Raw genomic sequence first — 313 nt, 5'->3', positions numbered from 1 at the left:
CTAAGGGTTGTCCCGTAAATGATCTTCGAGCCGTCAGATGCGGCACCGGTACGGCGCCGATCACCAGCCGGGCCGACGGCATCCTCGGGCATGGCGGGCTGTCGTGCAGTTCGCCGACCTATCCTGCGAGGGCGAGGTTGTGCATCCGGGCGATTCCGAGCATGGCGTGGTGGACTCCGTCTCCTTTGAGGCGGCAGTCGCGGAGAATCTTCCACGTCTTCATACGGGCGAAGACGTGCTCAACGCGGGCTCGGACCTGCTTGTGGGACTTGTTGTGTTCCTCTTTCCAGCCTGGGAGTTCGCTCTGGCCGCG

General features: G+C 63.6%; 1 protein-coding gene. It reads right to left on the bottom strand.

Features of this window, described 5'->3' with window-relative positions; genetic code table 11:
- Positions 1-118 precede the first annotated feature (118 nt).
- The coding region (locus IF30_RS46205; RefSeq protein WP_158836008.1) for a transposase at positions 119-313 on the bottom strand (195 nt) is incomplete at its 5' end.

The organism is Streptomyces sp. NRRL S-350 (assembly GCF_000719705.1).
In the GTDB taxonomy this organism is placed as follows: Bacteria; Actinomycetota; Actinomycetes; order Streptomycetales; family Streptomycetaceae; genus Kitasatospora.
Note: the sequence above shows the minus strand (reverse complement) of the source record. Positions and strands in the feature narration are given on the sequence as shown.